Annotated in this window: 12 protein-coding genes and 2 pseudogenes; 3 read left to right on the top strand and 11 right to left on the bottom strand. The window is 51.9% G+C overall.

Annotation, left to right across the window (positions count from 1 at the left end; all coding sequences use genetic code 11):
• Positions 1–137 precede the first annotated feature (137 nt).
• The 5 genes and pseudogenes from QSJ10_RS01595 to QSJ10_RS01575 form a co-directional block, all read right to left on the bottom strand.
• Positions 138–521 (bottom strand): annotated as a pseudogene (locus QSJ10_RS01595) (RpnC/YadD family protein); the annotation flags it as partial.
• Between the two features lie 49 nt (positions 522–570).
• Entirely contained in the window at positions 571–1,791 is a 1,221-nt protein-coding gene (locus QSJ10_RS01590) for a TIGR02679 family protein (protein ID WP_033016650.1), read from the bottom strand.
• Positions 1,788–5,909: a TIGR02680 family protein gene (locus QSJ10_RS01585; protein WP_033016651.1), complete on the bottom strand. Its 4,122-nt coding sequence runs from the start codon at positions 5,907–5,909 to the stop codon at positions 1,788–1,790. Before QSJ10_RS01585 ends, QSJ10_RS01590 begins: the two co-directional genes overlap by 4 nt.
• On the bottom strand, positions 5,869–7,065 hold the full coding sequence (locus QSJ10_RS01580; RefSeq protein ID WP_049624943.1) for a TIGR02678 family protein: 1,197 nt from the start codon (positions 7,063–7,065) through the stop codon (positions 5,869–5,871). Before QSJ10_RS01580 ends, QSJ10_RS01585 begins: the two co-directional genes overlap by 41 nt.
• Positions 7,066–7,067: 2 nt before the next feature.
• Positions 7,068–8,558, bottom strand: coding sequence for a TIGR02677 family protein (locus QSJ10_RS01575; protein WP_033016653.1), 1,491 nt, complete (start codon positions 8,556–8,558; stop codon positions 7,068–7,070).
• Between the two features lie 145 nt (positions 8,559–8,703).
• Between QSJ10_RS01575 and QSJ10_RS01570 the strand changes: the two genes are divergently transcribed.
• From QSJ10_RS01570 to QSJ10_RS01560, 3 genes and pseudogenes are all read left to right on the top strand, one after another.
• Positions 8,704–9,351 (top strand): coiled-coil protein, encoded by a 648-nt coding sequence (locus tag QSJ10_RS01570; protein WP_033016654.1) that lies wholly within the window; start codon positions 8,704–8,706, stop codon positions 9,349–9,351.
• Between the two features lie 435 nt (positions 9,352–9,786).
• Positions 9,787–10,416 carry an ABC transporter permease gene (locus QSJ10_RS01565; protein WP_033016655.1) on the top strand — a complete coding sequence of 210 codons (630 nt, stop codon included), beginning with the start codon at positions 9,787–9,789 and terminating at the stop codon, positions 10,414–10,416.
• Between the two features lie 168 nt (positions 10,417–10,584).
• Positions 10,585–11,628, top strand: a pseudogene (locus QSJ10_RS01560) (IS630-like element ISBs2 family transposase).
• Between the two features lie 509 nt (positions 11,629–12,137).
• Here the strand turns inward: QSJ10_RS01560 and ccmA are convergent.
• From ccmA to gatB, 6 genes are all read right to left on the bottom strand, one after another.
• A complete protein-coding gene (gene ccmA, locus QSJ10_RS01555) occupies positions 12,138–12,791 on the bottom strand; it encodes a heme ABC exporter ATP-binding protein CcmA (protein WP_053532836.1) in 654 nt (217 codons plus the stop codon).
• A 12-nt stretch (positions 12,792–12,803) separates the two neighbouring features.
• The gene (locus QSJ10_RS01550) at positions 12,804–13,505 is read right to left on the bottom strand and encodes a hypothetical protein (protein WP_053532835.1); all 702 of its coding nucleotides are present in this window, start codon (positions 13,503–13,505) and stop codon (positions 12,804–12,806) included.
• Positions 13,502–14,242: a hypothetical protein gene (locus QSJ10_RS01545; protein WP_013144155.1), complete on the bottom strand. Its 741-nt coding sequence runs from the start codon at positions 14,240–14,242 to the stop codon at positions 13,502–13,504. The genes QSJ10_RS01550 and QSJ10_RS01545 overlap by 4 nt, the downstream gene beginning before the upstream one ends.
• Complete coding sequence (locus QSJ10_RS01540; protein ID WP_049624722.1) at positions 14,226–15,107, bottom strand: NADH dehydrogenase; 882 nt, start codon at positions 15,105–15,107, stop codon at positions 14,226–14,228. Before QSJ10_RS01540 ends, QSJ10_RS01545 begins: the two co-directional genes overlap by 17 nt.
• An 833-nt stretch (positions 15,108–15,940) precedes the next feature.
• Entirely contained in the window at positions 15,941–17,245 is a 1,305-nt protein-coding gene (locus tag QSJ10_RS01535) for a homocysteine synthase (RefSeq protein WP_053532834.1), read from the bottom strand.
• A 174-nt stretch (positions 17,246–17,419) separates the two neighbouring features.
• Complete coding sequence (gatB, locus tag QSJ10_RS01530) at positions 17,420–18,850, bottom strand: Asp-tRNA(Asn)/Glu-tRNA(Gln) amidotransferase subunit GatB (RefSeq protein ID WP_053532833.1); 1,431 nt, start codon at positions 18,848–18,850, stop codon at positions 17,420–17,422.
• Positions 18,851–18,862 lie beyond the last annotated feature (12 nt).

Raw genomic sequence — 18,862 nt, 5'->3', positions numbered from 1 at the left:
CATGTATATAGATTATACCACAGCGATAATCTCAGGGGAACTATGACAAACGCATAAAACCATTGTCGTCGATCCCCCGGGGTTTTGGCACGATTGGAGGTCGACGACAATGTGGGGCTTGACGGCGAAGGACCATCTCACCCCTTCATCCTTTCAATCTTCTCCATCGGCAGTCCGGTCGGTTCGTGGATCGTGTCGACATCGTATCCTTTCGCCAGCATTCTCTTCACCACGTCGAGCTTCCCTTCCTCGATCCCTTCTTGGCGTCCTTGCTTCATCCCTTGCTTTAACCCCTGTTCGATTCCTTGTTGGATTCCCTTTTCCATCCCCCGCTGTTCGTATGAGACGATGAGCTCCATCACACGCTTTGCTTCCTTCGTTTCCATTTGGCTCCCCTCGTGTCGCCGTTTTGCTTCCTCCTCTTCAGATCGCCGCAAATACGTCTCGAAAAAACCGAACAACAGCCGCTGTTTCGCTTCATCCAATTCGAGACGGACGAGCATGCGCAAAAATTCCTTTTGGAGAAGGAGACCCGATCGCTCCGGGCTCCTTCTCTGGCTCGTGGATGGACTACCCGTTGATATCCTCTGTCAGCCTCCCGATAATTGCCTCTTGATACCCCGCTTTTTTCGTTTCCGCCATCTCCTCTTTCAGCGGCTGCAGCGGCGTCGACGTTACGGATGCGAGCTTGGCGAGGCGCTCGGGGGTGAGGTCGACGACAGGGTTGGCGGCCCTATAATCCTCGACGGAAAAGCGCCAAAGGGTGACGGCCTGTCCATACCGCTCCTGCAGCCGCTCTGCCATGGCCAATCCTTCTGGGTCGAAGTCGCCGGAGTAATACAGCTTGGCGCCTGAAGAGGCGAGAAGATCGAGCAGCTTCATCGTCGCCACGTTCATTTGCCCGTTCGTGCTGACAAGCGGGGCGCGGGTGTCAAGCAGCGTCGAAAAGACGCCCGCGTTTTCGACAATGTACACCGTCCCCCCATGGGCAGGGCGGGCGCGGACAAGCGACAGCACATCTCTAAGCGGCATGTTCAGCGCTGTGTTCGCCTCCCAGGCAGCGGAGAAAACAGGATGCGGTCCGTCCTTGGTTTCAGCAAGAATGTTGGCGCATGTGACAAAGTTCAGGATATCCTCACGGAGCAAGCCGACGGACTGGAGCAACTCGTTGACGCTCTCTACAGATGCCATGTCCCAATCCCCGGGCACGGTCGCTTGCAACGCCGAAAGCAACAATCTCCCCGGTAGCGTGGACAAATCGAACGCATGCGGGTCGCCCGCCACTTGCTGGGCAAAGAGCGGGAGGCGCATGTATGACGGGAGCGGGAGGCGGCCCAAAGCCGCGCTGACAAGGCGGATGGCCTCCTCCAGGCTGCGGCGGTCGGTTTCGTACGCCGTTTGGACGAAGCGCTGAGGGCGGACCGACTCAACCCAATGATGCTCCTCGGTCAGACGCGCAAAAAAACGATCCCGTTCCTCTTCCTCCGCCTGGCGCCGTTCTTTGTTTGAGACAAGCGGGGCGCCGAAGTACTGTTCAAGCAGCTCGACAAGCCCAACGCCCGCAAACCTCGTCTGTCCGAGCTGTTTTTCAAACGCGATAAGGGAGACGCGGGAGACGTCTTTGCCGAAAAAGGCGGCCACCGCCTCCCGCTCTTCATCGGTGAACACCTCTAAAGACACCGCGCCGCCGACGCGGCCGAGCGACTCGTACTTGCGTTTCATTTCGGCAAACAGCCGCTTGAAGCCCGGTTCGGATCGGAAAAAGGCAGCCGCCTCCTTGGCCGTGCTCACGTTTCGATCATCTCCCATTCTTTGTCATCGACCATGAGCTGTTTGACGCGCCCGTTCCAACGGTAATGAATGACGGTCACAAACGACGCATTGCGCGGGCGGACGAGTTCGCAAATGGACAACGCGGGCACGGTGTCGTAGTCGCCCCAAAGCGCCTGCGAGTTCATGATGTAGTTAAAGCCGAGCTGTTCGACAAGTCCGAACAGGTTGCGGATGTTGTTTTCATCGACGCCGGCGAACGCCTCGTCGAGCGAAATGATGTACGGGGCATCATCGCCCGCTTCTTGGTAGCGCGAATACGCCGCGGCGAAAAGGGGAATGTACATCGCCATCGCCTTTTCCCCACCGCTGAATTGGTAAAAGCGGTGGTTCGTCAGCTCGCGTTTCGGCTCGTTTGTTTTTTCATAGTACAAAGTGAAGGAAAACCATTTCCGATAGTCGAGCACTTCTTTAATGATTTGATGGAGCGTGCTGCCTTGGCCGCGCTCTTCAAGCAATTCGCGGGCGCGGGCGATTTTCGAGCGGAAATGGTTCGTCACTCGCTGTAAATCTTCCTCTCTAAGCAGCCGCGGATCAAGCCGCAACAGGCGCACCAATTCTTTCGTATCGAGCTCCGCTTCCGTCTCCGCCGTTTTTGGCTTCCATTGAATGGACAGCACAAGCCCTGATGATGTGTCGAGGCCGCCCATCAGCTTGTTCATCTCATTCACCCACCGTTCGGCGCGCTGGATGCGGCTGCGCAAAATGCGGCCGACTGATTTTAAGATGACGTCCTCATACAGCTCGCGGTCTTGTTCTTTCATATACTCGTGCTGCAAGACGATGTCGCGCTCCACTTCCGCCAGCACCGCAAACGGCGTGGCGCGCTCGCCTTTGTAGTCGAGGTAAATGACGTGCCGTTCTTGTTTCTCCCGCCAGTCCGCGGCTTTCATGGCCATCTCATCGTCTGGGGCAGCGGCGGTCCATTCAGGCTTCGTTTGTTCTTCCAGCGGCTCGAAGGACGCCCGGTATTCGGTCAAGTTGGACGACTCTTGGAAAAAGACGGTGTTCAGCCGCGCCAGAAGCGAGGAACGCGTCTCTTTTAACACTGCTTCGTACCGTTGTTTCGCTTCTTTCGCCTGCTCCAGGAGGGATCGGGAACGATCAAGATCCACAAGCCCAAGCGCCGCTTCACGGGCAAACGACTTTTCCCACATCGCGGCGAGCTCGCGGGCGAACGCTTCCCGCTGCGCCCCTTTTTCCCGCTCTTCGACTAAGCGCATGAGCCGCTGTTCCGTCCGCGCCCGTTCGTTGACAAGGCGCGGAATTTCTTGGCGCAAAAACGCCAATCGTTCTTGAATGCGGGCGATTTCGGCGCGAATGTCATCCGCCCCCATTTGCGCGAGCGTCCGTTCCATCTCCGCGATTCGCAAGGCGAGCCGCTCGGTTTCATCCCGAAGCCGATTTCGTTCGCCTTTCGCTTCGTCGATCTCCGTTTCCAGCGCCGCGAGCCGCTCGCGCTGTTGGGCGATCATCGCCTCGGTATGGCACGTTTCGCGGTAAAGCACTTCGAGTTCGTGCACATGGCGGACGTACGATTTCATGGCGAGCTGGGCTTGTTCACAACCGTCTAAAGTAAAGGCCAAATCGAGCTCGGCCGACTCGTCGTGGAGCTGTTGTTTGATTTGTTTCCATTCGCGCGCCAAGAGAGCGGCTTTTTCTTCTTGCCGCTTCCATTCCCGTTCTTTGCTTTCGGCTTGGCGGCGCGCTTCTTGCGCTTCGTCAAACGCGGTGCGCACATCGCGGTCCGATGGGAAGGACGCCAACCAGTCGGCGAGCGCTTGGATGGCCGCTTCCACCGCCTGATGCGCCCCGCGCAGACGGTCGATCTCTTGCCCCACAGCGGCGATCTCGGCTTCCAGCGCTGCGATGTTCTCAAGCCGCCACCGTTCGCGCGCCGCACGGCCAATGAACATCGCCTTCGATCTCCGCGGCGCATGGCCGCGGACAAGGCCGAGCGAATAGCGCCCCGTTTCATCGATCGTCATGCCGCCTTCTTGGTCGGCATCGGTGATGACGATGCTTCGGAGCACTTCGTCAATCCGCTCCATTGACACAGGGGCATTGGCATCTGGGCGCAAATAATCAGCAAGCGTGTGCGCCATATGGACCGGTTTCGGAATGAGCACACGGTCGCAGGCGACGTCGATCTCGCGAGCAGTAATGAGGGCGTCAAGCAGCCCCGCGTGTGAAAGCGCCGATTCGATTCGCTCGCGCACATCGTCAGGCACATCGTCGACAAATTCGACCGCGGCATAAAGCGGGACAAACGGAATGCCTTTCTCCTCCAACGCCAACCGGGCGGCAGTGGTTTGTTCATCCCGTTCAGGCTCGGGGTCGCGTTGTTCCCGCCATTGACGCAGTTCGGCCTCGCGCTCTGCCCGTTTTTCTTCCAACAGACGGATGTCATGCTCGAGCCGCCATTTCTCATCCTTTTTCTTGCCGACGGCATCGTAATACGCTTGCACGAATGGGCGCTTCAAATCATCGAGCGAATACTGTTCATAGAGGGCGCCCATTTGTTGCAAAAACGCCTGAATGTCCGTTTCGGAAACGTCGATTCCTCCCTGCTCGACCCAGGCAAGCACGGCTTGTTCAAACCGCTCTTTCTCCTCTTCGAACAGCTCTTCCCATTTCCATTGCTGGTGGCGCCATTCGTCCATTTCCCGCCGCCTTTCGCCCGCTTCGCTGCTCGCTTCTTCATAGCGTCGTTTCACCTCGTCATGCCTGCGCCAAAGACGCGCCAACTCCTCGAGCTGCTCGATATGGCGGTCGGCTTCCTGTTTCCACGCGGCAAACGAAAACTCTTGTTGCTTTTGGCGATGGCGGTGAAAATCGTCTTCGTTCGTTTCATGCAAGGAAAAGGATCCTTCGTCGGCATCCATACGCAGCTGCTCCAGCTCGTCTTCAAGCTTCCGCTCAAGGTCATCCAGCCGCGCTTCCGCTTCATCGAGGCGGCGGCGGTGCTGACGTTCCTGTCGTTCTTTTTCCGCAATCGTCTGCTCGTGCCGCTCCCGCCGTTCCTCTAGGCGCTGCCGTTCGGCTTTCAGCTGTTCATACTTTTCCGCCTGCTGGAACACTTCATGGCCAGCCAAGTCGATTTCGCGCGCTCGCAGCACGTCTTCTTCGCGGCCGAGGCGGGTGATGGACTCCTCAAGCTCATCAAGCGCCTTTCGCGTCTTTTCTTCTTCATCGTGAAGGCGTTGTTGCTCGGCGGCGAGCTGTTCGGCCTGCTTGACCGCTTTTACGTATTCTGCCGCCTTTTCGGCGATCATATATTCGTTGTACAGGCGGTATTGATCGCAAAGGCGCTTCAACGCCCGTTCGTCGCGTTCGAGCTGCTCAAGCTGCTGCTTGGCTTGGTCCATGTTTTCAATCGTTTCGGATAAATGGCGGAGCTCGTCATCGGTCAACGGAGGCAGCGAGCTTTCCAAAATCTCATAAATCACCGTCGGCTTAAAGTCTTTCGACAGCTTCGGGCTGCGCAGTTGAATGAGCAGTTCGATCAATTCTTGAAACGCCTCGAGCGATTCAAAGCGAAACACATGCTTATTGACGAGCTCCATATACTCTTTTTGCGTCTCGACGACCGTCCCGCCCGCACCGAGCAATGCGGCGAGCTCGCGTTTCGTCAGCGGGATTTTTTCACCTGTTTTTTCTTGTTTATACAACTGAAGGTCATAGCCGATGCGGCGGTTGTCGAACATGACAAACCCCCAAAAGTCGAGGCTTTTTTGCCGCTTTGCCCGCAGGCCGATGCCCGTTGTGACGTATTGGTCGGATGCTTTTCGTTTGTATTCCAAAAACAAATACCCCGTCCGCTCATCGCGATTGACGACGTCTTTTTCCCCAAGCAAGTAGTCTTCCATGCGCCGCGCCCGTGAGCCGAACGGATCGAGGCGATCGGGCGTCTTCTTGCCGTCTAAAAGCACCGGGATCAAGCTTTGCATCGTCACCGACTTGCCCGCCCCGTTGCTTCCCCGCAACAGCAGCTTGCCGTCAGCGAAATGAAAATACTGCTCGTCGTAATACCAAAAATTAATCAGCCCCGCACGATGAAGCACCCATGGATTCGCCATGTTCTCCTCCCTCTTTCGCGTCAAAATCATCTGGATACCGTCCCGACACCCGCCCGAGGAGGGGGTAAAGGACGATCATTCCGGTGTCGTGCTCCACATCGGCCATGCGCCATTCGTTGAGCGCCGCAAGCACTTCGCGGACAAGCTCGGCAGCCGACATGTCGCGGTACGTTTTCCCCCACCCCGCCCCGTAACGGCGGCGGCAATCGGCAAGCCAGGCGGAAAATTGTTCAGACGTCAACCGGATGCGGCCGTATTCATCCGGTGGATATTCCCCAAGCCGCTCGCGCACCAAGGCGGCAAAATGAAGGATGATCTCCGACGTTCCTTTCTGATCAGGAAATACGGTGTACGGCGCCTGCCGCTCAGGCAACATCAACATGGCGGCGTTTTTGTACAACTCGTACCGAAACGGCGTATGCGCTTCGATGTCATCGCGCAGCCGATGGCGGAAGTTGCGCAAGTAGTAAAAATCTTGCTCGTCCCCTTCTGTCCGATGCACCGCCGGGGATAAAAACAGCTTCCGATACAGGCGATGGCGCCGATAATCTTGCGGCGAGGCTTTCCACTCCTCGGCGAGCAATTCGTCGATCGATTCATATTGCAACAAATCTTTCGGATGCGTACGCATAAAATAGCGGGCGAGCACCGGCACTTCGTACAGCGCTTCTTCCTCCACATGCTGGGCGAACGCTTCAATCTCCCCATCCATCCGGCGGACAAGACCGATTTGTTCCGCCGTTTTCAACACGCGGATGAGCGCGCGCCGATGCGCGTAGTTCGTCCAATCGACTGGTAGATCCCCCGGGTACATGGCGCGAATTTCTTCGCATACGTCAGAAAGCAAAAACTTGTCCTCCACCGCCTTGCCTTCCAAATACGCCATCAAGCAGCAAAACAGCGCATAATCGAGCGGCTCTTGAAACGACTCGATGCCCATCCACGGCTCGGGATCGGCGGGAATTTTCTCGAGCTTGGCGAAATAGCGGTGGACGATGAGTCGATACCCAAACTTCTCCTCCACATACCGTTTCAACACATGTTCACGCTCGCGGACGAGCTGGTACAAATCCGGCTCTTGGTCGCGAATGATCCAAAACTGCTCAAACAGCGCGGCGAGCGCTTCTTTCGCCTTGTCGTCAAACGCCGTTTCCATCCTCACTCACCTCCCGAAAGCACATGAATTTCGTAGTTCGGCATCACGAGTTCCCCATCTTCTGCACGAAGGCAAATCGTCCCCTCTTTGTTCACCACTTTGACCACCCACCCGTTTTCCGTCTTCATTGCTTGCCCCTCGCGCCCCATCGCCTTGGCGATCCAACCGAGCAGCGTTTTTCGTACATATGGAGTCACCTCGGGAAGGTCAGCCAGCACGATTTTTCCATCGGTCACAAGCTGTCTGAGCGCCGCTTCCTCGCGCTCTTTTTCTTCCAAATAGCGAAGGCGCGCTTCTTCTTTCTCCCGTTCTTTGTCTTCAATCGCCTGCGGCTTTTTCTTTTCCCCGTAATGGCGGACGCGCGGCTTCGTCACCCACTCGGCTGGCGGCTCGTCCCATACGTCGCGGTATATGTTGTCGGTCGCCTCCGCATCAGCGACGAGATGTTTCGTATGGAAGCAGCCGAATACGACCGCTGACAGGCAGTGCGCCTCTTCAATCGATTCAAGGCGGGAAAACCAGCGCGCCAAATGCAAGTAGTCGCCTTTGCGGCTGCGAAAATGATGATGCCGCTCGCCAAGCCGCTGCACGACGCGCGTCAGACGGCGAATCGCCTCATTTGTCTGGTATTGCAAAAACGAAAGCTCGCTCTCGCGCCCGTTGCGGCCTAAAAACCATTCACACAAGCTGCGCCACGTCTCCCATTTTTCTTCAATCTGCACAGCGCGCGGCGGCGGTGCATCGGCAAAGCGCGGGATCGACCGCTCATAGTCGACGACATGCCCGATGAACTGCCGAACCCCTTCTTCCGGCAGATCTTCAAGCAATTGTTCAATCTGCATCGACGTTTTTTGCAAGGCGACGATAAAATCGCGCAAGTACGCCGTAAACTGCTCTTTATAGACGAGAAACGACTCGGACGTCATCCGCTCTTCCACGTTTTCGCTATGTAAATAGGCCATATAGTCTGCGGAATTTTGGATGATTTTCTTGAAATAATCGAACGTCTCTTCCCATACTTGGTACATTTCATCTCTCTGTTCCTGAAACCCGGAGGCGATGATCGCCTCGATGCGGGAAAGGGAAGCATACAAGCGGTCAAACCGCGTTTTCTCAAGCGATCCTCCGAACGAATCCCCAAGCTGCTCAAGCGTGCGGATCATCCGCTCGATCTCCACCGTGTACGGACTGCATTGGTAGCGGAATCGCTTTTTCTTAAACTCTTCAATCGTCCGCACGTGGGACGTCTCTTGACGGGCGATCAAGTTGTTCCATTTCACGAGCTGGTCGAGGTCTTGCTGCAAGTCATCTTCTGTGTAATCGGCAAACTCCTCGTGCTGCTTTAAAAAAGCGTACACTTCTTCTGGAAACAAATATTGGCGCATCCGCTCGTGCTGAATATAGAAATAGCGCAAAATCGCACGGTAGCGGTGCGCGTTTTCGGTCGATAAATATTTGGTTTCGACAATGGGTTTGAGCCATGTGGCATCCATCTCCGTCCACCTTCGCTTCGGTTTTTTCCTACTGTTTATTGTAACGATTTTCTCCGCTCTTTTTCTAGCAAAAACCGTTTTCCTATTTTTTCTCGCCATCGGCGCGCGTTTTTTGTAAAATAGAGGGGAAAAGGAGGTGAAACGAATGGAAGCGTTGCTGCGGGAAATTTTGCATGAAGTGAAAGCGACGCGCACGGCGGTCGAGTCGCTCGAGCAGCGGGTTGGCGCCTTGGAGGGGCAAGTGGCCCAGCTCAATGAACGAACAGGTGCTCTTGAAGCTCAAATGACCAAGCTGAATGAGCGCACGAGCGTTCTCGAACGCCAGGTCGCACAGCTTAACGAACGAACAAGCGCCCTTGAGCAGCAGTTCACTCAGTTGAATGAGCGGACAAGCAACCTTGAGCACCAAGTTGCTCATCTCAACGAACGCATGGGCACTGTCGAACATCAAGTCGCCCAACTCAACGAACGCATAGGCACTGTCGAACATCAAGTCGCTCAACTGAACGAGCAGACGACCACGCTTGCGCAACAAATCGACTTGCTGGATGAGCGCACGAATGAAACGAAGGCGATCGTTGAAGCGCTCCGCCATGGGCAAAAAGTGCTGACCGCCAAATACGAGGCGATGGCGCACGACCTTCACCATATGAAAGGCGACCTCACCCATATCACATCCATCCTCGAAGACAAAGTGCTGCCTGCCCTCGCCGAACATGAAGCGGGACTGCACGTCTTGAACGCCCGCGTTTTCAAAACGGAAAGCACCCTTCATCGCCTTGTTCATGCCTAATGCGTTCCCCATAAAAAACGTTCCACACGGATTCCTTTTTCACCCGGCAGCCGTGGGCTGCCGTTTTTTTTGTTCACGTGTTGATCCGTTCGTCTTCGCCATGGAGCCTGCCAACCTTTCGATCAACGGCGCGGGGGAATGCATAGCCAGCATGTTGATGGATAAACGGCGGGCTTATTCGAACATCTCGAATTCGGATCATTCTGAAGGATTCGCCAGCATTCCGGAGCATTTTTTAGGATCAAGGAGGAGAGGGCCATCATCACCGCGAGAGCAGGCGAGAGGCAAACATATCGGCTGATACCAAATTTGCCATTTGTACCCAAATTGCGGTATCCTTTGTTTGTGACGCTTTTTCATCCCCTCCGCGTCTTGTTGCCGCCTTTTTTCATCCCCCTTTATTTGTATGACAACAGCCGAAAAAGGAGGGGTACAATGGAATTATTGCAAACGTTGATCGAACGAAAGAATGATATTTGGATCGCCTTTCAAGAGCATGTGCTCTTATCCGCTATCGCCATGGGCATTGCGATCGTCATCGCCGTGCCGCTTGGCGTCGTATTGACGCGGTATCGCAAACTCGCCGAGCCGATCATCGGCGTGGCCGCCATCATTCAGACGATTCCGAGCCTGGCCTTGCTTGGATTTATGCTTCCGATTTTCGGCATCGGCAAACTGCCGGCGATCATCGCGTTGACGCTGTACGCCTTGCTTCCGATTTTGCGCAACACGTACACTGGGATTCTCGGCGTCGACCCGGCGCTGGTGGACGCTGGCCGAGGGATGGGGATGACATCGCGGCAAATTTTATGGATGGTCGAGCTTCCTCTCTCGCTTCCCGTCATTATGGCTGGCGTGCGCACGGCGACGGTGCTGACGATCGGCGTCGCCGCCTTAGCGACGTTTATCGGCGCCGGCGGGCTTGGTGACTTGATCGACCGCGGCTTGCGCATCGCCGATAAAAACTTGATTTTAGCCGGGGCCATTCCTGCGGCGATCTTAGCGATTGCCTTTGACTGGCTGCTGCGCAAAGTGGAAAAGAAAGTGGCGCCAAAAGGGCTGTAGCTGTAATCAGCCCTTTGGCGCCACCCCAACAAGAATTCGAACACCACTCTCCCCTGCTTACTCGCCCCGGAGCGGGCGAGAATATTTATATATATAAATTGAAATAAAGGTTTTCTCCCGTTCCAAGGCGAATAAATAAAAGAGAAAATAGGGGAACGGAGAGAAAATATGATGCCAAATCACAAAGACGAGATCGAAAAGTTGTCCACTGCCATGAAAGAAGCAAAAAGTAAACGAGCATATGAACGCTACCAAGCGATTTATCTTCATTTGCAGGGATATACCAAAGGAGAAATCGCAACGATTATTGGTCGATCCAAGAAAACTATTTATAACTATATTCATGCCTACGCCCAGCGCGGTCTTGATGGACTGGAGATGAAATACTCACCTGGCGCCCCACGTCGATTGACCCCTGAGCAGGAAAAAGAGCTGGCTTTGATCATTGAACATCAGCTCCCCGTAGATGTGGGATTCGAAGCAAAATATAATTGGACGCTTGCGATAATCGCTGAACTCATTCAACAAAAGTGGGGGCCAACATACACGCTTCGCGGAACAAGTGACATTCTGCATCGGTTAGGGCTAAGCTATACGAAACCGACCTATACACTAGCCAATGCCGATGAAGAGAAACAAAAAGAATTCGTCGAAATCACCTTCCCTGAAGTAAAAAAAACTGGTAGATGGGAACATCGCCCATGTCCTCTTTCAAGATGAGTCGATGATTCGTGATTACCAAGCGATTCAAAAAACATGGTTTGTCAAAGGAAAACAACGAATCATTCCGACGTTTGGAAAACATCAAGGGCTGAAGCTGATTGGCACGTTGAACTACGAAACAGGGGAAGTGTTTTGCATCGAAGAAGAACGCTATGACGCGGAAACATTTCTTCGATTTCTTCAACTTGTGTTAGAACGCTATCCCACAGGCAAAATAGTGATGATTTTAGATAACGCTCGAATTCACCATGCCAAACTCATTCAGCCATTTTTAAAAGAACACGAAGATCGGTTAGAGCTCGTCTTTTTGCCACCATACAGTCCGCAATTGAACTTGATTGAAGGGCTATGGAAATGGCTGAAATCAGACGTGATTTACAACGTGTTCTATTCGAGTGTGCAAGAAATAGAAAGAATGTCCAAGCCTTTATTCAGCGAATCAACCAGAAACCAGAACAAACGATCGATCGTTTGTGTGTTCAGTTGTAAATCTTTAATTCAACTTATATAGAGACATTTTCACATTCAAAATAGATTAAAATCATAAGATTTTTCTAATGTTTCGGTATGTACCTTTTGGAGAAGATCGTACCGAACTCTCTCAAAGCATGTCATGCTCTCTGTTGAAGGAAGAAATCAGCAAATCGGGCTATTTTGGTGCATGTGAAAACACGGGAACCCCCCACTTGCCTATAATGAATCCTTCCCATGATAGTGGGAGTGCACAAGAGGCGGTGTCGACTAAACAGATAGCATCTTTGTCTTTTCATGACAGCGCGTTCGAAAGCAGAGGGATGAGGGAATTCGAATTTGGCTTCAGGAAGAAAGAATAGCTGCACTGAAGCTCCCTGCACCTAAGGAGGATGCAGGGAGCTATTTTGGTTCACTCCATAATCCCATCTTTTGATTGTCCCATGAACACGGAAGCGGCACCTTCGCACAGTTGGTTGTTCAAGATGGCCACCCCCTCGCGAATTTCGACATTACACACATGACAGTCATTCTGCCGTAATATGGGTCATACCCGTAATCACCCCTTCATTCATCGAATATACTTCATGGCATAATGACTGAATGTCCACCTTGTTGTGAGACGTCAACAAAATGGTGCAGCCTCTTTTGTTTTCCTCCCGAATAATTTGGTACACTTGGTCCACCGATTTTTCATCCAACGCATTCATCGGTTCATCGAGCAACATCAGCTGCGGTTTCTCCATGATGCATTGTGCGATGGCCAGTCTTTGTCTCATTCCAAGAGAGTACGCTTTCACCGGCCTTTTATCATGCGGATTCAACCCCACTCGCTCGATCGCCTCTTTTACCTCACGTTCGCCGATTTTGTTTTGAATCATGGCTAAAAAATGCAAATTATCGAATCCTGAGTATTGTTCAAGGAAACCTGGTTTTTCCAACAAAACAGAAATATCGCTCGGAAAGGATACATCTTGGTGCAACGTCTGGCCAAATACCGCCACCGTGCCGCTGGACGGCTTCACAAGTCCGCTGATGACTCGGAATAACATCGTTTTTCCCGATCCGTTCGGCCCGACGAACCCATAAATCTTGCCTATCTCCAACTCTAAGTTGATATTGCGCAAAACTTCCCTTGATTTGATTGTTTTGGAAACATTGGATAAGACGATCGCCTTCATATCGAAAACCTCCTAGATATAATCCGCATGCTTCACTCTCTTTATCGTCCAATACCCGAACACAACGATCGACAAGAGCTCCACCATCAACGCCGACCAGAACATCGAGCTGCTCCGCACGAGATCCGCCATGCTGTAGTACAAAGGAATAAAAGGCGTTGGCATCTTCACACCCACAAAAAACAAAGCGAGAATGACAACATTCGCCAAGTGATGGGTTGCATACACGTTCAACAACATCCACACGCTGGCGTGCCAATACAAATTCACGGCGATGCCCACGAACATGAGCACGAGCGAACGGTCAAACGAAAACGCCATATGCGACACAAAGAGACCGAAGCCGCCAGCGATCAAAAACACCGACAAGACATACACCAATGTAAATAGAACACCTGCCAGCAGCCTAGCCATCGTGTACGACGTCGTATCCCTCAACAAAATGAACAGTTTATGTTCAAAATATTGATCCCGCTTTTTCCAAACGATTTGGAGCAACACCACATAGCCGAAGCAAATCATCAGCCAATACATCCAATTCGAGGTCGTCACCGCTCCGAATAAGCGGGCGAACAACTCCGATAGGTGTTGGGAGGAAAACGCCTCTGACCAGCTGCACATCAAAGTGCCCAACAGCGGGAACAGGAGGCAGGTGATGACAATTCTTTTGATATCCATTTTGATCAAGGTAAACTCCAAATCCATCGGTTTCATAACAGATCATCCTGAACATAATAGTTTTTTCGGCTTGACGAAAGGCAAATGAGATAGACTAACAGCAGCAGCACCACAATGAGAACGAGGATGGTCCAAACAGGAGCCGCCTGTTCACTTATGTAAAACAAATAAGGGAGCATATGCACCGTGAACATATCCAATACAGCCAGTATGATGACGGCAGCGAAGGCAAAAAAGCGACTCCATCCAAAGTCGATGAATGCTATAAACAGCAATCCGTATATAGCGGTGACGAAAAAATACATAACAAGAAAATAGAGAAACGAACTTTTATCCTCACTATGCGGCACGTACAAAAAAGCCGCATGGGCGTTTGGCATATGGGGGTAGATGAGGAATTTCACAAACATTGTACATAATCCTCCTGCTACAGCAACCCAAAGGGACACGCCCCCCGCCAAAACGACGACCAACAACGCTTTATGCAGCCCGATTTGTCCCCGGGTGCGGTATCGTCTTAAAATCACCCACGCGTTCGTTTGAAGTGTTGAACCTAAAAGAAATAAAAAAACAGGCAGATGAAAAAACTCATACCGATAGAGCAAGATAAAATCTTTAAGGCTGTGCCATTTCCCCACTACCACCATTCCTAGCGGCAAGATGCTCACCACCATCAACAGAGCCATGACGCCCAAAATCATTCGGATAACGGTGCGATGCAACAGCAAATCTTGCCAAACAAAAAAAACAATCTGTCTAGAGAACATCTTCACTCTTCTTCACTCCATATGAAAATACCCCTACCGCGATCAACAATTGGAGGATAAACACGATGACGATTTTCCAATAGGACAATCCTTCCACTGGTTGTGAAGGGATTAAAAAATTAAACGGATCCCAGGCCAATTGGTTGGTAATGGTCAGCGCTGCCCAACAAACCATATAAATGATTTGTGGCATCAACGTGATCAAATACCGATTTTTCAAGAATAAAGAAAAGGCTAAACCGAGACAAACGTAGCCACCGGCAAACAACCCGCCAATGACATAATACGCGAGAACATACCAATAAGGGGAGATCTCCAATAAAGGAGAAAAAAGGCTTTTCTTTTCCCCTTCAAATGAATTGTCCGGCAACGGCAACGTGCCATGGACCAATTGCCGATAAGCCTGGGAAAAGCTCGAATAATCCCAATGGTTCGTCAAAAGATTCACCAGCACAACTCCCAGCACAAGAGGAAGAAGGAATAAGAAGAAAGCGCTGATATAGGAAAACACAAATTTCCTTCGAAAATAGACTCCCCTTCCCATCCGTGTCAATTGATAATGAATATTTCCGCTCTTTCGCTCACGATCAATCGAATCTACCAATGGAATGGACAACAATAGTGGAAAAAGGAAGTAATATAAAGAAGAGAGTACGTTAAATCGGAAGCCTCCTAGACCAACCCATTCAAGGTGAGGCGATGCCAAGGCGGAAACATTTGGATTGTCGTGGTAAATTCGTTCAAGCAACTGCACATTTTCACGGTAATCTTTCACCCCCAACACGACAGCGCCAATGACGAGCAACAACAGGCAAGCTGCGCTGATATAAAAGTTCTTATTTTTCAGAAGTTTAAGCAATTCCATATACATACAATCATCTCCTAATTCTTCTGTTTAAGGACGGTCTTCTTCATTGAAATTGAAGAAGACCGTCCCTGACGAAGAAAACCTCTCTCTTGTCCAAGTTGACTGAACATATCTATAAAATCGATCAATTGTCGGGGTAAAATTTGCCTGCGATATCAACTGTAACGTAAGTGAAGGATGCATTTTCCGCCACTAATGAAACTTTTTTGCCAACAGCGCTTTGGTCGACAGTGAAATAACGCGTGTCATTATCGGTTACATTCAGCGCGGTTGGCGACACTTTCGTGGAGCCTTGCTGAATCCACATATTCGCTTTATAATCGCTCCCACATTGCTATCATGTTTGTCTTTAAAAGTCAAGTACATCTTTTGGTGATGAACCTTAAAATACAGGACCGGTCCCATGGGATATTATAACAAAAAAAAAGAAGTAAATACGAAAAATTAAAACAAAATGGGTGCATCACTGTAACCTTGAATCGGTGATCAAGACGGGTGCACGCCCCCACAAGAAAATTTGATCAATCAACCAAATATTACATCTCGGTTCTTCACCTAATAGGTGAACATTCGAAATAGAGTAGAGGCCTCTGCATAATTGAGAGTTTCCCGGCATTTCGGGTACACTTCTATCACGGATTCAGGTGGAACGTACTTGACAAGCGAGGATAGTCTGGAGTCTCCGTGTCCGGAAAATCTGATGTACTGATTTTCCCTTGCAAGTGCAGAGAAGGCGTGTTCTGAGATAGCTTTGCTCTGCAAATCAAAAAAGAGCGCCCTAGTTTGTCGATTAGGGCGCTCTTTCTATTTTCCAAATGGTTCTCGCTTCGTTGCTTCTACTTCACCCCCACCGTCTGGCTTTGGTGGATGGCTTGACGCAAGTCGTCCAAAATGTCGTCGATCGCTTCCGTGCCGACGGACAGGCGCACAAGGCCCGGGGTGACGCCGGCGGACAGCTGTTCGTCCGGGCTCAGCTGCTCGTGCGTTGTGCTGGCCGGGTGGATGATGAGCGATTTCGAATCGCCGATGTTGGCCAAATGGGAGAACAGCTTGACCGAGTCGATCAATGTTTTCCCGGCTTCGACGCCGCCTTTGATTTCAAACGTGACGATCGCACCTTGCCCGTTTGGCAAATACTTTTTCGCGAGTTCATGTGACGGATGGCTTGGAAGCCCCGGATAATTGACCGATTCGACGGCTTCTTCCTCTTCCAAAAACTTAGCAACAGCGAGCGCATTTTCGCTATGACGCTGCATCCGTAAATGAAGCGTCTCTAATCCTTGCAAAAACAAAAACGCATTAAACGGCGACAGCGCTGCCCCTAAGTCGCGCAACAGCTGGATGCGCGCTTTCGTGATGTACGCCGCTTCGCCGACGGCATCCACATACACCAACCCGTGATAGCTTGGGTCTGGCTCGGTGAACTCCGGAAACTTGCCGCTCCCTTTCCAGTCAAACTTGCCGCTGTCGACAATCACGCCGCCGATCGAATTGCCGTGCCCACCGATAAACTTCGTCGCTGAGTGGACGACGATGTCGGCGCCGAATTCAATCGGCCGCAATAAGTATGGACTGGCCACCGTGTTGTCGACAATGAGCGGAATGGCGTGGCGATGGGCGATGTCGGCGACCGCTTCAATGTCAAGCACATCGTTTTTCGGGTTGCCGATCGTTTCCGCAAACAACGCTTTCGTTTTGTCGGTGATCGCCCGCTCAAAGTTTTCCGGATCGGACGGATCGACAAACTTCACCGTAATGCCAAACTTGCGCAGCGTATGAGCGAACAAGTTGTACGTGCCGCCGTAAATGGACGACGACGACACGATTTCATCGCCCGCCGAGGCGATGTTGATGATCGAATAAAACACCGCCGCCTGTCCCGATGAGAGCGCAAGCGCCCCAATGCCGCCTTCAAGCGCCGCGATCCGTTTTTCAAGCACATCGTTCGTTGGGTTCATAATGCGCGTATAAATAAACCCTTCCTCTTTCAAGCCAAATAAATTGGCTGCGTGCTCGCTGTCGCGGAACACATATGAGCTTGTTTGGTAAATCGGCACCGCCCGCGCGCCCGTTTCCGCATCCGGTTTTTGCCCGGCGTGGATGGCAAGCGTTTCCGGGCGGAAAGTTTGTTCATGGCTCATCGTTTTCTCTCCCCCTCTTTGACCCTTCGAGATTTCATATCCTACTAAATCAATTGGTTTTTTTATAAAAAATCTATCATTCGATCACAACGTTTGTCAATTGTATTTTTTTAATAGTGCAAAAATTTTTATTGAAAACAGAGCCTGCCGGTGGGCAGGACTCCTATTGTTTCATTATCGTTTTCCAATTTCCTCTATTAACAGCTTATTGACAAGCGGCGGATTCGCTTGCCCTTTTGTTGCTTTCATCACTTGGCCGACAAGGAAACCGAGCGCGCGGTCTTTGCCGTTTTTATAGTCTTCCACCGACTGCGGGTTGGCGTCAAGCACTTCGAGCACAATTTTGCGCAACGCTCCTTCGTCGGAAATTTGCACGAGCCCTTTTTCTTTGACGATTTTCTCCGGGTCGCCGCCGTGTTCGACGAGTTCTTTGAACACTTTTTTCGCGATTTTCGACGAAATCGTGCCGTTTTGGATGAGTTTGATCATGCTTGCTAGGCTTTCCGGCGTCAAGGCGATGTCATGCAGCTCTTTTTGTTCGGCGTTTAAGTACCCGGACACTTCGACCATGAGCCAGTTCGACGCCAGTTTTGGATCAGCGCCGTTGGCGACCGTTGCTTCGAAGAAGTCGGCCATTTCTTTGGTCAATGTCAGCACTTTGGCGTCGTATTCCGGCAAGCCCCACTCTTCGACATACCGCTTCTGGCGGGCGTCCGGCAGCTCCGGAATCGAGGCGCGGACGCGCTCTTTCCATTCGTCGTCAATATAAAGCATGACCAAGTCCGGCTCCGGGAAGTAGCGGTAGTCTTCCGATCCTTCTTTGACGCGCATGAGGATGGTCGTTTTTGTCGCTTCGTCAAAGCGCCGCGTTTCTTGACGGATGACGCCGCCCGAGAGCAAAATTTTCTCCTGCCGCTTCGCTTCGTACTCGAGCCCCATGCGGACGAAGTTGAACGAGTTTAAGTTTTTCAACTCCGTTTTCGTACCGAATTGGTCCGATCCGATCGGCCGGAGCGAAATGTTGGCGTCGCAGCGGAGCGATCCTTCTTCCATTTTGCAGTCGGAGACGCCCGTGTATTGGATGATCGCTTTTAATTTTTCCAAGTAGGCGTACGCCTCTTCCGGCGAGCGGATGTCTGGCTCCGAGACGATCTCAATGAGCGGCGTCCCTTGGCGGTTAAAATCCACGAGCGAATAGCCGTCGCCTGTATGCGTCAATTTGCCCGCGTCCTCTTCCAAGTGAATGCGGGTGATGCCGATTTTTTTCTTTTTCCCGTTCACTTCGATTTCGATCCAGCCGTTTTTGCCAAGCGGCTGGTCGTATTGCGAAATTTGGTACGCTTTCGGGTTGTCCGGATAAAAATAGTTTTTGCGGTCGAATTTCGTCTCGGTCGCGATTTCGCAGTTTAACGCCATCGCTGCTTTCATCGCAAACTCGACCGCCTGCCGGTTCAACACCGGCAGCACGCCCGGATACCCTAAGTCAATGACGTTCGTTTGCGTGTTTGGGGGCGCTCCGAACGCGTTCGGGCTGCTGGAGAAAATTTTCGATTTCGTTTTCAGCTCGACGTGCACCTCAAGTCCGATGACCGTTTCAAAGTTCATCACCTAACCCCC

Origin of the sequence: Geobacillus stearothermophilus ATCC 12980 (genome assembly GCF_030369615.1) — a bacterium.
In the GTDB taxonomy this organism is placed as follows: Bacteria; Bacillota; Bacilli; order Bacillales; family Anoxybacillaceae; genus Geobacillus; species Geobacillus stearothermophilus.
The sequence above is the reverse complement of the archived record's forward strand: the minus strand, read 5'-3'. Positions and strand labels throughout refer to the sequence as shown.